The sequence below is a fragment of the Bradyrhizobium sp. SZCCHNS1050 genome (genome assembly GCF_032484785.1).
Classification (GTDB): Bacteria; Pseudomonadota; Alphaproteobacteria; order Rhizobiales; family Xanthobacteraceae; genus Bradyrhizobium.
Genome location: NZ_JAUETR010000001.1, coordinates 4,327,178 through 4,339,638, shown reverse-complemented (window position 1 = coordinate 4,339,638; position 12,461 = coordinate 4,327,178). Strand labels below are relative to the sequence as shown.

The 12,461-nt window shown below is 63.9% G+C and carries 12 protein-coding genes and 2 pseudogenes; 2 read left to right on the top strand and 12 right to left on the bottom strand.

Annotated elements, in window-relative coordinates; translation table 11 throughout:
• Positions 1 to 179: 179 nt before the first annotated feature.
• Positions 180 to 1,072 (top strand): annotated as a pseudogene (gene tnpC, locus QX094_RS19620) (IS66 family transposase); the annotation flags it as partial.
• 16 nt (positions 1,073 to 1,088) lie between these two features.
• On the opposite strand, the pseudogene QX094_RS19615 reads toward tnpC, so the two are convergent.
• A pseudogene (locus QX094_RS19615) lies at positions 1,089 to 1,198 on the bottom strand (DUF1989 domain-containing protein); the annotation flags it as partial.
• Positions 1,199 to 1,302: 104 nt separating this feature from the next.
• Here QX094_RS19615 and QX094_RS19610 point away from each other — a divergent pair.
• Positions 1,303 to 1,473, top strand: a complete 171-nt coding sequence (locus QX094_RS19610; RefSeq protein ID WP_315718492.1) for a hypothetical protein — start codon at positions 1,303 to 1,305, stop codon at positions 1,471 to 1,473.
• Positions 1,474 to 1,597: 124 nt separating this feature from the next.
• Here the strand turns inward: QX094_RS19610 and QX094_RS19605 are convergent, their stop codons facing one another.
• From QX094_RS19605 to QX094_RS19555, 11 genes are all read right to left on the bottom strand, one after another.
• Positions 1,598 to 2,071 (bottom strand): hypothetical protein, encoded by a 474-nt coding sequence (locus tag QX094_RS19605; protein WP_315718491.1) that lies wholly within the window; start codon positions 2,069 to 2,071, stop codon positions 1,598 to 1,600.
• Positions 2,072 to 2,077: 6 nt separating this feature from the next.
• Positions 2,078 to 2,938, bottom strand: coding sequence for a lytic transglycosylase domain-containing protein (locus QX094_RS19600; protein WP_409998037.1), 861 nt, complete (start codon positions 2,936 to 2,938; stop codon positions 2,078 to 2,080).
• 7 nt (positions 2,939 to 2,945) lie between these two features.
• The gene (locus QX094_RS19595; protein WP_315718490.1) at positions 2,946 to 3,473 is read right to left on the bottom strand and encodes a YbjN domain-containing protein; all 528 of its coding nucleotides are present in this window, start codon (positions 3,471 to 3,473) and stop codon (positions 2,946 to 2,948) included.
• A 66-nt stretch (positions 3,474 to 3,539) separates the two neighbouring features.
• The gene (locus QX094_RS19590) at positions 3,540 to 4,595 is read right to left on the bottom strand and encodes a peptidylprolyl isomerase (RefSeq protein ID WP_315718489.1); all 1,056 of its coding nucleotides are present in this window, start codon (positions 4,593 to 4,595) and stop codon (positions 3,540 to 3,542) included.
• Positions 4,592 to 5,191 (bottom strand): hypothetical protein, encoded by a 600-nt coding sequence (locus QX094_RS19585; protein WP_315718488.1) that lies wholly within the window; start codon positions 5,189 to 5,191, stop codon positions 4,592 to 4,594. The genes QX094_RS19590 and QX094_RS19585 overlap by 4 nt, the downstream gene beginning before the upstream one ends.
• Positions 5,192 to 5,194: 3 nt before the next feature.
• Positions 5,195 to 7,069 (bottom strand): putative porin, encoded by a 1,875-nt coding sequence (locus QX094_RS19580; protein WP_315718487.1) that lies wholly within the window; start codon positions 7,067 to 7,069, stop codon positions 5,195 to 5,197.
• 38 nt (positions 7,070 to 7,107) lie between these two features.
• On the bottom strand, positions 7,108 to 7,863 hold the full coding sequence (locus QX094_RS19575) for a TonB C-terminal domain-containing protein (RefSeq protein ID WP_315718486.1): 756 nt from the start codon (positions 7,861 to 7,863) through the stop codon (positions 7,108 to 7,110).
• Positions 7,860 to 8,273 carry a hypothetical protein gene (locus QX094_RS19570; protein WP_315718485.1) on the bottom strand — a complete coding sequence of 138 codons (414 nt, stop codon included), beginning with the start codon at positions 8,271 to 8,273 and terminating at the stop codon, positions 7,860 to 7,862. The genes QX094_RS19575 and QX094_RS19570 overlap by 4 nt, the downstream gene beginning before the upstream one ends.
• Before the next feature lie 83 nt (positions 8,274 to 8,356).
• A complete protein-coding gene (locus QX094_RS19565; RefSeq protein WP_315718484.1) occupies positions 8,357 to 8,761 on the bottom strand; it encodes a biopolymer transporter ExbD in 405 nt (134 codons plus the stop codon).
• Between the two features lie 4 nt (positions 8,762 to 8,765).
• Positions 8,766 to 10,763, bottom strand: coding sequence for a MotA/TolQ/ExbB proton channel family protein (locus tag QX094_RS19560; RefSeq protein ID WP_315718483.1), 1,998 nt, complete (start codon positions 10,761 to 10,763; stop codon positions 8,766 to 8,768).
• Complete coding sequence (locus QX094_RS19555; RefSeq protein ID WP_315718495.1) at positions 10,763 to 12,409, bottom strand: ShlB/FhaC/HecB family hemolysin secretion/activation protein; 1,647 nt, start codon at positions 12,407 to 12,409, stop codon at positions 10,763 to 10,765. Before QX094_RS19555 ends, QX094_RS19560 begins: the two co-directional genes overlap by 1 nt.
• Positions 12,410 to 12,461: the final 52 nt, after the last annotated feature.

The window sequence follows — 12,461 nt, the reverse complement described above, 5'->3', positions numbered from 1 at the left end:
GCTTTCTTCAGCGGCGAGGAAACGCTCGGGATCGCCAGGGAAACCGAGCTACCAGGCGCAAGGTCTCTGCCCTCGCGCGCAAGCACGGCATCGTCACCAGGCTGCTGTTCCGCTGGCGCGCGCAGTTCGGCATCGCGAATAAGAAACGCTCCAAGCTCGCCGTGTCGTGTTGCCCAATCATCAAACAGCTGCAGCGAATGCAGTTCGGACGCAGCTCCGAGCGCTTCGATCCCGACCAGCTTACGCTCGGTCTTGAGGACCTTGACAGCGACATCGGCCGCGTCGAGGAAGCGCAACCAAGGCTCGCTCCGGAAACCAAAGCACCACCGCGACGTCGCACGCTGCCAGATCACCTGCAGAGAAAAGATGTTCTCCTCGACGTCGACAGCAGACTCTGCAGCTGCTGTGGAGGTACTCTTCATATGATCGGCGAGAGTGTCAGTGAGATGCTGGATTGGGTCCCGGCGCAGCTTCGCGTCGTGCGCACTACCCCGTCCGAAGTACGCCTGCCGAGCCGGCAACAAGGTCGTGCAAGCCGGCGCGCCGGACTGGTTGATCGCTGGCGGCCTGGCGCCCCCCGCGCTGCTCGCGCACGTGTTGATCAGCAAATACTGCGATCACCTTCCGCTCTATCGGCAGTCGCAGATCTTCCACCGTCATGGTATCGATCTCCGCCGCTCGACGCTGACTGGCTGGGCTGGTGGTGCATGCTGGTGGCTCGAGGCTTTGCACGAGCGACTTTGCAAGAACGTGTTCGCCTCCAACCATCTGTTCGCCGATGACACGCCGATCCCAGTACTCGATCCTGGCCGCGGACGAACCAAGACGGGGGCGGCTCTGGATCTATGCCCGCGAGCAACGGCCGTGGAGCGGACCCGAACCTCCGGCAGCCATCTATCTGTTCGCGCCGGACCGCAAAGCCGAACGTCCAGCCGCACATCTTGCTGCCTTCAAGGGCATCCTGCATGTCGATGGATACGCTGGCTTCGAGCAGCGGGCCGATAAGGAGGGCATCACGCTCGCAGCGTGCTGGAGCCACACGCGACGCAGGTTCTACGACGTGATCTCCGCGGTCACGTCGACACTGTTCCCGGTATCGAGGGGCCGTCGAGCACAGTGAATTGCCGGAAGTCTCGATCGGCACGTTCATGAAGAAGTTCAGGTTGCAGACGACGTCGCGCTTGCTCAGGCCGTACCGCGAACCGGAGTGATCGAATGTCCGATGACGAGCCTCAACGTTGGTCGTTGCCAGCTATTCATAAATTTGTAATAGTGGGGTACGGAGGTCCGGAGCGAGGTCCGATGGAGTCCACCCAACTCTCAATTGTCCTGACCAAGCGCGATCGTTTCCTGAAGACGTTGCGCGACGAACTCGCTAAATTTGAAGCGCGAGAGAATGAATTCCTCCGGCAAGATCGCAAGCAGCGCGCCGCCGAGATGGGCCTTCCGCTGAGAGAGGCCGGGTCGGAATAAGCGAGCTAGACTGAAGCAGCTTCGCGCAGAGTGGAACCCAATTTTCGCGAAGACTCGACTCTGCAGCCCCCTGACGAGAGGCACTTGCGGCAGACATGTCGGGCGTGGAACGTCCGACGCCCGCTCAGCGTCGCCCCAAGCCCGAAGGAAACACCGCCGTAGGCCGATACGGCACGACCGAGCGTCCGAAATTGGCTCCATACTGCTGCCGTACCGCGGGAATGTTCACGGTGCCGACTTTGAGATCGGATGATCTCGCGTCGATCGGCGTCTGGTTTTCGGCGGGGTTCACGGCGTCCACCTTGCGCCTGAGGCTCTCGTTGATGCAGCCGAACGTGCGAGGCTGTGCCGATGCATTGCCCGTGCAGCGCTCGGGTTTGTCGCCAGACGTCGCCATGCGACCACCCAGCACTGGAGCCGCGGCCGCGTCCCCTGATCCCGGCAACAGCGGACTCGCTGGCGGGCGATCAGGCAGGTCCACCGTCACCGGCGGAAGAAGTTGCGGCTCGGCAGCGATGGAAGGCCCGCTGACGAGGAGCAACATCACGGCAGGAACGGTTGTCATTGCCGGGATGGGCCATCGGCTCAAGAACAGCATGGGTTGTCACCTGCCCGCGCGCGCCTGCACGACTAGCGTGCTGAGTCTCGCATTGAGGGATGCCAAATCGACACGGCCGACCGTCGCCGGTCCGATGAGACAGCGGCGGCCACAGGCGCCTGCAGCGCGCACAACGCTGCTCGAACCGGCGCTGCCGGGCGCTCCGAAGGTCGCCGTCGGAACCTCGCCGGTCACGGCGAAGCCGCGGGCGGCGAGCTTGGCCCGCACCGCCAGGCAGTAGTTGACCGACAGATAGGAGAACCGCGTCTCGCCATGACCGGCGCGATATTTCATCGTGGCAGTACAGAGATCGCCGCCGGCGAGACGCCAAGCCTGGGCCAGGTAAAGCACACCATAGTGAATGTTGGTCTCGGGCACCGCGAGCTCGGCATTGCTACCGATAAACCCCAGCATCCGCGCCGTCGACGGCATGATCTGCATCAGGCCGATCTCGCCGGAGCCGCCGATCGCGTCGGGGTTGTAGCCGCTCTCCACGGCCATGACCGCCTCGGCAATCTCCGGCGCAAGTGTTGAGTTCCGAGCCTCCTTGGTGATCAACGCCCGATAGGTGCCGAGTGCGTCTGACTGACCTGCATTCGAAGACGTGCCGAGGGAAGGAGACGAGGATGATCCTGGCTTTGCGAGTGCAGAAGCCACTGGCGGCCTGGCGACAACGTTCAGCGTTGCTCCAGAGCCAGCATCACTCTCGCGAGTGGCGCGATCCTCCGCAGCCGGCTCCGCGTGCAACGGGACGGCCGAGACGGCCCCCGCCAGTGCAATCGCGACGGCTGCGAGCACACCCCTGCGGCGGTCGCACGGTATGGCCGCGTTTGGCCTACCAGGATCGATGCTCACGCTGTCCCCCATGCGCGCGCTACTGCACTGGACGAGCCGGACCCGCATCAGCGATGTGGCCGTTTGCGGACGCGGTCGTCGTCGCCATCTGGGCATCGTCGGCCTGCTTCGGCTTGGCAAGGGCTGAGATCTCCTCACGGAGGAAAGACACCAGCTGCTGCACGAGCTGATCCCAGATCTCGATCTGTCCGCGTACATGGTCCGGCGAAACGCCGCCCGCCAGGGAGATGTCCAGCGACAAAGCCAGGAAGGGCGGGCTGAATTGCAGGCGCGCAAAGCGGCGCGTCGCGTTCCAGCGATTGACGAGATCGAGCGGCATCTCACCCTGCACATGCAGGACCGCAGTCAGCGCGACATCGACGAAGACCTGCTCGTCGCCGGGCACCATATTGCCGGGACGAATGTCGAATGCGATCCCGTTGGTCGCGGACCGCAGATAGGACACGTTCGCGGCGGGATCGGTCAGTGTTTCGACGCGGTAGCCCGCGTGCTGGAACTGCTCGCGCAGCTGATCGAGGGGCAGCCTGTCGATGATGGTGTCGGACATCAGAAGCTCCGGCGAAGAAACGAGAGGACGGCCGGCGTGCCGGCAGCGCGAGAAGACATAGCGGCGCTATCTCGCCGCCGAGACCTGCTCGCTGAGCAGATTGGACAGCGCGAGCTCGTTGATGACAGGCGGATGCTGCTTCACGAGTTCGGCGAGATAGGCGCGCCGCAGCGCGCTCGCGCGCTCGTTGCGGATCTGCTGCACGAGCGCATCACGGACCTCGGGCAAAGTCCGCGTGTAGGACGCCTTGGTGTCCACCAGCTTGAGGATGTGCCAGCCATCGTCGAGCTTGATCGGCTCCGACACGGCGCCCTTGGCGAGCTCCATCACGCTGGTGCGGATCTCCGGCCGGATCTGGCTCTCGACGATCCAGCCCAAATCGCCGCCATTCTTGACCTCGCTGGTGTCGTTGGCGAGGGCCGCGAAATCGGCGCCCGGCGCTTTCAGCTTACGCTGAATGTCCTCGATCGTCTTCTTGCTCTTGTCCTCGGCCGCCTTGTCGGAATCCTTTGTCAGCGGCACGAAGATCTGCGCCAGCTGGAACTGGCGCGGCATCAGCAGGGCGGCACGGTTGGCATCATAGACCTTCTGCAGCTCGTCCTCGCTGGGAAAGCCGGCGGGAGGTGTCGACACCGACTGCAGATACAGCTCCACCACGGCGTTCTCGCGCACGCGGTCAAGCTGTTCGGCGATGTTCGGCTGCTGATCCCACTTCTTGGCGACGACCTCCTGCAGCACAATCCGATTGGCCAGCATCATGCGAACGGCCTGGCTGAGCAGGCCCGGATCCTGTCCGAACGCAGCGCGTTCGCGCGGCCCGAGCGCGGCGACATAGCCGCGGATCTCGTCGGCGGAGACGTTGGTGCCACCCACGCGCGCGATGACGTCATCGCCTCCCGTGCCCTTGCCGGATGCGACGCTCTGCACCGGCGTCGAGGCCGGAGGTTGCGCGGCCGTGGCCGCCACCGGTGCTGACGGCTTCGGCTTGACGGCCGGCGCAGCAGGACGCGGTGGGGCGGTCTGCGCCGAAGCCACCAAGGGGGCGCAGGCCAGCGCCGCGGCGAGCATGGAAACCTGGAACGATCGCAGCCGGACTGTGCTGCCGAACGATGAAGAGCTCATGGTGCTGCCTTCTGGTCGAGGATCTTGTCTTGGAGATCTTGGATCGCGTTCTGGATTTCGACCCGCCGAAAGCGGAGGACGGGCTCACGCGCCACGATTGTGTCGCCGATGGTGACACTTTGATAACGCTGCAGCAGATCCTGGCCGTGCTTGATCAGTTGCGTGTTCTTGGCAACACAGCTGTCGGTCGATGCCTTGTACGCTTTGGCGTCAGCCTCGAACTTGGCGCGCGCCGCGTCGCGATCGCGGGCGACGCTGGCCGCCTCCTCATAGGCGGCCTTCCATTTGTCCAGGGTCTCGTCGCGCTCCGCGAGGCGGCGGTTGAACTCCTCCGTCATCTCGCGCTCGCGCTTCTCGACCCTGCGGGTCTCGGCCTTCGCAGCCTCGATCTGGACCTTGGCGGCGGCCTTCTCCTTGTCGGCGTCGGCAAGCTTCGCCTGCAGCGCGGCGCGCTGGTCCTCCAACTGGCGCGTCTGCATGGTGGCCGCGCGCAACGCCTCGCGCAGCTTGTCGGCGTCGCTGTCGGCGGCGTATGCGAGGCTCACCTGCATGCAGGCGATAGCTGCGATGCTGTGGACGATCCAACGTTTGCGCATGGGTCAGAACTTCGCGTTAAGGTCGACGAGCAGCACGTCGACCGCGTAGGGCGCGCCCCCGATGCTATTGGCACTCATCCAGCGCAGCGAGGCCCAGACATTCGGGCTGAGACCGTAGCTGCCGCCGAGGAAATAGCCCTTGAGATTGGTGCCACCGAGACCAAAATCGGAATCGACGAACGCATCGAGCGTGGCGTCGGACTCCAAATATTTGTAGCCGGCGTGGACATTCCAGTCGCCGAGCTGCTTGATCTCCTTGTTGCCGACCGTAACACGTGTCATCCATCCTTTATCACCGCCATTGAACGGGCCGATGGTCTGTCCGTTCGACGTGGCTGCGCGATTGTTTAGCGCCATGCCGGGCGCCGTGATGCCGGTGCTTGCGGCGAGGCCGGTGCCGGCGGCAGTGAGCGCCCGATTAAAGGCCGTATTCCAGACGAACTCGCCATCGATCACGATGTGATAGGGATGAAAGTCGCCGAGATCGACCGATGCGCTCACCGTCAGCGGCCGGTATTTCTGCAGCAGACCGAAATATTGATAGAGACCCGTCGTGCCGTAATTATTCCAGGAGCCCACCTGGAAGTTGCGCAGCAAAGTGTAGGTGTTTCCCTTTTGGGCGAACAATGGCCGCGTCTGGTCCGTGTTGCAGACATCCGAGCTCGACTGAACGTAGCAAGGCTCGGAAGGCTGGCCCTGCACGTTCTCGAAATCGTAGAATGCAGCGGCGACCCGGAATTCGTGCAGTGGATCAAAACGCGACGCAAAGCCGCCCTGCGCGCCGAACAGCCACTTGTCGTGACTTGCAAACTTGGAGTCCAGCTGCGTCAGATTGGTACCAGCGTTGAAGTCGGTGTTGAAGATCGGAAAGGCGCCGATCACGCCGAACGGCGTGAAGCTCTCGGACACGCGATATTTGCCCTGTAGCGCAAAGCCGTCGAAACCGAGATCGCGATGCCAGACGAGATCGGTCGGCGACCAGAACGGATTATCGAAACGTCCGACCGACGCAACCAGGTCCCGGTCCCATGCCTGATAGGTCAGGTAACCCCGATCGAGCCACAGCCCGAACTTGGAAAAATTCGAACCACCGCCGCCCATTGTCTGGTTCGTCGAAACCGGAGAATTCGACTCTCCCGTGGCAATGCGGAGTCCAGCATAGAAGCCGTTAGTGAGATCCGCCTCCATTCCGAGGCGCGCGCGAAGCTTGACCTGGTTGCGGTTCTTGGAGGCGTTGTAAGTCGGCAGATTGTAGGCACTCGCCATGTCGTACGGAGAGCCTGTGTTCACGGTGTTGAAGTTGAACGCATCGAGCTGATCATTCCCGGTCGGGAAGAAGCTGCCCTGGTAGCGGGCACGAATATCCCCGTAGAAGCGGATGCGCTGCGCCCATTCCGGGTATTTGCCCGGAGACGCCCAGTTCTCGTGCTCGGCCTTCGCCATCACCTCGCGCTTGATGTCCTCACGCAGCTGCCGCTTGACGACTTCCGGCACGTAGGTGACGTGCCGCGTCCCGTTCGGCTCGGTCGCCGCCGCCGCGGCATTGGCAGCCTTGGCGGCTTCCTCGGCTCTGGTCGACGCGTTCTTCGCCGCCTGGCGCGCGATGTAGGCTTCGTCGTCGGCCTGCTTGATCAGCCCCGCCGCCTGGTCCTCGGTGAGGACGCCCTGCTTGACCAGGAGATGGACGAGATTGATCGTGGCGTTCGGCGAGGTCGGACGGGCATCGGACAATCTCGGTTTGGTCGAGCCCGACTTCTTCTCGGATGCTGTGGCCTGATCGGAAGTCTGGCCAAATGCCGGAGCGGCACTACCGGCCACCGCGAGCGAGGCGGCAATCAGAAGCGCACATCGGCGTGCATTTGGAAAAGTCTCGAACATCGTCCCCAGTCCTTTTAGTTCGTCGTGTTTGACGGAAATCAGCTCGGCCGGCTCGCCGTGACGCGTGTCACGATCGGCATCGGCATGTCCTTCGGCGGCGGTTGGCGCAGCGTCAGACTGCCGAGAACGTCGTCGCGCAGCGCCTGATCCAACGCAGCGTCCCCCGTTGACGAGAGCAGCTGGACGCGGCTGACGCGTCCGGAGCTGTCGGCCCAAAGGCTGATCTGCACTCTGATGACCGCCTTCTTGGTCTTGTCGTTGGCGCGCAGTGCCGCCTCGATCTGCTGCTGAATGATCGAGGCGTACCATCCCCAGCGGCTCCCGCCGCCGCCTCCGCCGCCGCCATAGGGGCTGCCGCCGGGCTTGCCGCCGAGACCGAACAGATCGCCGGGGCCGGTCGCCTTGGCGTCGAGCGACAGCGGGCCCGGCGGCTGATCGTCCTTGGCGTCCTTGACCGGCTTGTCCTGCGGCTTGTCGAGCGGCTTGTCCTCTTTGAATTCCGGCTCCGCCATCTTCTGCTGCTCGATCATCCTCTGCTCGACCGGCGGTGCCACCTTCGGGGGCGGAGGCGGTGGAGGCGGCGGCGTGATGTTGAGCAGCGTGATCTCGTGAACCTGACGCGGCGGAGGCGGCTGATCGCGCTGGGCGAGAACCCAATAGGCGACACCGCCCAACGGCAATGCGATCGCCATGATCTTTGCGGTCAGACTCAGCGACGAGCGCAACCGGCTTGGTTGGGCACCGGCTCGCGCCGGCTCGGCCGCTGCTTGACAGCCGCTCTCGAGCTTGCTCACGACAAGCTCCCGCCCGGCCTGGGCTCACCATGACGCTCGGCCATGTACTGCAGCACGAACTTCACCAGCGTTGTGAAATCCGGCGTTTCGAACGTGATCTTCGAATCCGGCGCGGCGGCGATCTTCAGGAGGAACGCCTCGGGCTGGTGCCGAAGCTCGACATAGGCGTCGCGATCGATCGACAATCGCGGCCGCGGACCGTGCGACATGGTCATCAGAAACGGGTCGCTCTCATCCTCTCCACTGACGTAGAGGCCGCGCAGTGTCGGCACCAGGCTGGCGAGCAGCGCTTCGCTCCGGACCGGAAACGGCAGCACAGCAGCAGACTCGTCGCATTCACTCAGCGCCGTCTCCCCTTCAGGCCGCGCTGGCAGCAATTGCATCCGCCGCCGCAGGATGAGCTCACGCATGTGCACGAGCACGCCAGCTTCAGGGCGATGCGAACCAGGCGGATGATGCGGAGGCCGTTTGCGCATGATCTGGTCCACCTCGATCACTTCACCAACGGCTTGGTCGCAAGCCCGACCTGGGTCAGGCCGATGCGGCCCAGCAGGTCGAGCACGTCCATCACGCTCTGATATTGCGCTTGCGCATCACCGCGCAGCACCACCGGAAATTCCGGCGTCAATGCCTTCTGCTGGATCAGGCGCTGCTCGAGCTCCGGCAAGGTCACCGGAATGGTGTCGAGGAAGATCTTGCCGTCGTTGGCCACGGTGATCGCCTTGGTCGTCTGCGTCGCGAGGCTCGGCGCCGCCGACGCTTTCGGCAGATTGACCTTCTGCCCCTGCACCGTCGCCGTCGTCATGATAATGAAGATGACGAGCAGCACGTAGGCGAGGTCCAACATCGGCGTGATGTTGATGTCGTCATAGGGCTTGGAGTCGGTATTGATCTGCATGGCGCTACTCCGCCGCCATGCGGCGCTCGACCGGATCCGGCTGATCCGCGGAATGAAGCTCCGCGAGCCGCGTCACCAATTCGTCGACGAACACCTGGATGTCGCCGGTGAGATCCTTGATCCGTGAGATGAGGTAGTTGTAGCCGAACAAGGCCGGGATCGCGACGCCGAGCCCCGCGACGGTGGCGACCAGCGCCGCGGCAATGCCGGGCGCGATGGCGTTGACGTTGACGTCACCGCTCGCCGCAATCGCAGCGAAGGTGATCATGACACCAACGACCGTTCCGAGCAGACCGAGGAACGGTCCTCCCGAGATCGCGATCGTCAACATCACCATGAGCCGGTTCAGGCGCTGGATCTCCCTGACGACGCCGCCGTCGAGAGCAGCACGGATCGCGGCCATCGACGTGGCGGAAAGGTAAGGCTGGGCGTTTCGGGCCGAACGTCGCTGGATCTCGTCGGCTGCAATGCGATAGATACGATAGAGCGACGATGACCGCAGCACGATCGTATCGCGCTTGCCGATGCCGCCCGCGAGCGACGCGACGGCCTCGGCATCACCACTGCCGAAGATGGCGAGGTCGAACTTCGGATCGCGATAGACCTTCAGGAAGCGTGCATTGGCCTTCGCCTGATGCCTCAAGTAAGAGGCGCGATCGAACATAACCATCCAGCTGATCGCGGCCATGACCAGCAGGATTCCGATCACCACCCATCCGTCGAGCGTGACCGACTTCAGAATGACCGCGAAATAGCCGGACAGCCAGCTTGCCGTCTCCTCGTCGACGCTGAACGTGACGAGCTTGCCTTGATCCAGCCCCTGACCGATCGCAGCGATGCGGATGAAACCTGCCGGGCGCGCGACCTTGCTGATCTGGATCTCGTCGACGTCGCCGACGAATCCCGCAAACGTCGGGCTCGCCGCGACGGTAGCATCATTGGTACTTTCCGGCACACCATTCGCATCCGCCGAGGCCGCATCACCGGGTGCCGCAGCGGAAGCCGGTTGAGCGGCAGCCTGGCTGGCCGCCGCGGCATCGCCGCCACCGATCTGCGCGGTGGTGTCGAGCTCTGGCAGACTCGCATCAAGCGCTGCGTAGGCATTGCCGTCGAGATAGAGCGAGATCCTGCCGCCGGCTGCAACGACGGCCAGATGATGCCAGCTCGCCGGAGCGATCGCCGCACCTGCCGAAGTCCGCTGCGCGGAGCCGGCATTGGTCATCTCTACGAATGGCGCGCCATTGTCGAGGCCGATCACGATGCCGCTGCCGCCGTTGCGGCGGCTGAACAGCGCTGCATTGGGCTGCAGCGTCGCCGGCTTGATCCACAGCGAGAACGTCCAGCCGGCATCGGCGGCCGTCGCCAGCGACGATGATGACGGCAGCATGAGAGGCGTGCGCCCGTCCAGCCGAAGGCCCGTCCCGATCAGGGAGCCCTCCGCCGGTTGTCCGACGCTTTGCGCGTTGTTGCCCCAGACCGTGGAGTCCAACGCAGGCGTGCCCCGCTCCGCCAGATGGTACACGAGGGCAAAATCGGGATCGTAGCTGCCCTTGGCATCCGCAGCAGGCACAGCTTTTTTGTTGCCGTAGTAGAGCCAGATCTCCGTCTTGGCGCCCGACGGCAGGCTCGGCACCGAGACCCAGACCAGCGCTTCGCCCAGGAGCGCGTCATATTTTTCGATGTGGTGCTTCAGCGGGGTCTTGTCGTCGCCGGCGACGAAACGGAGATCGCTGCCGTCGTCCTTGGTAGCGCTGAACCGGAAGTTGCCGGGATGCAGCCTCACCAGGACAGGCGTCGTGCCGATCGGATCGGTGATGTTGGCGCCGGCAGCACTCGCATCGATGCCGATCTTCTTGCGCAGCTGCCACTCGTCGTTCCACCAGGCACTTGCCGGCGACGACAGAATCGCCAATGCGGCGACCACACCGAACAGCCTCGCGGCGACGCGCTTCGCAACTCTCCCACAGCAGCTCGCTCGCCTGTCCTCGCGTTCCATGATCATCAGAATTCGCCCCAGAGCCGGACATTGAGGCGCGGATTGCCCGCGCGGGTATAGGTTTGGTTGGTCATCGGGACCGACAGCGCGAACACACCATTGAATGCGTTGAACATCTTGAAGCGGGTGCCGACGCCATAGCTCCAGAGGTCCGTTTGCGACGTCTGATCCGGCAGCGTGCGCTGGGTGTGAACCAGACCGGCATCGGCAAACAGGAACAGCCGCGTCTCGTTGAAGGTGGTAAAGCGCGGCGCGCCCTGCCCGGTCTCGTCCTTCATCTGCTTCTGCAGCATCGCGCCGATGTCGGGGCTGCGCAGTTCGATATTGCCGATGATGCCGTCGTCGCCCAGTGCTTCCGATTCCAGATAGCCGCGCACGGTGTCGAGGCCGCCGGCGCTGATCTGCTCGCTCGAGACCAGTGGCCCATCCGCCTTCTGTCCCTGCAGCCTGCCCCAAAGCAGATAGCCTTCGGGCAGCTCCTGGGTGTGCGAAACGTCGACGTTCACATGCGTGAAGCTCGCGGACGCCGCATAGCGCTTGTTGTCGAACGCGACATGATCACTCGACAGCGGCCGCAGATTGGACGTCAGCGATGCGTTGAACTGCGTCGTAAACTTCTCGCCCTGGAAGGTTGCCGTATAGCTGGCCACGGCAGGGAAATACGTGACCGGGGACGCGAAACCGCCGCCGTTCAGGGAGACGAGCTGGAAGAAATGCTTGTAGTCGACGCCGGCCGACAGCGTCTGCGTGAACCCATCGCGGCCCGGCAGCGTCATGACCGCACGCGTACCCACGATCTGGCCGGGGCCAACGATGTTAGTGCCGCCGACCGTGGCGACGTCGCTGTTCGACTTCACGGCGTAAGCCAGCAACGCCAGCCAATCGACCGGCAGGCGCGCCAGATAGGAGGCGGAAAACACTTCCGTGTCCTTCGGACGCTGCGGCGCGACCTGATAGCTGAGCGTCAGGGAGTGCCCGAGCTGCCAGAGATTGTCGTAGTGAACCGTGGCGATCGCCCTGGTCGCGGTCGTATCGCCGGAACGACGGTTGTTGACTTCGAGGCTGCCGTGAATCGGCGCCTTATCCTCGACGGTGAGGTCAACATCGACAGTTCCAGGCGCAACGCCGGCGCGCAGTGCCGGCGTCACCCGGCGATCCGGCCATTGGTTGAGCGCGTAGATATCCTTGGTGAGGTCGTTGAAGTTCGGGACGGTGCCCTCCTTGAGCGAAGGCGCCCCGTCCTTGATCTTGTCAGTATCGAAGTAGCGCGAGTTCTTGACGCGGAGCCGGCCGACCTTGAGCTCTCTCACCTTGAGAATGACGACCTTATTCGACGGATTCTGGGGTGGGACCTCGACCGAGACGGTCTGAAACCCCTTGTCGTGATAGGCCTTCTCCAGCGCCGCGCGCGCCTTCTCGACATCGTCTGCCGTCTTGTTCGGACCAAGGAAAGGATAGATAGCCTCTTCGAGGTCGACCTGTGCCAGCTTCTCGGCGCCTTGGACGGCGAAATCATCGATATCGAAGCGCTGTAGCGGACCAGCCGCCGGCTTGGCCAGGGCTGCGCCAGTCGGCGGCTGCTGTGCTGCCGCAGCCTCGGCCCGAACCGGCGCGACGCTGCCGCCTGCAAAAGCTGCCACCGACAGGAGCATGGCCACCGAGCCGATCCATGCCGGCCGCGAAGGCGAGCGCCTGCCACGCTCG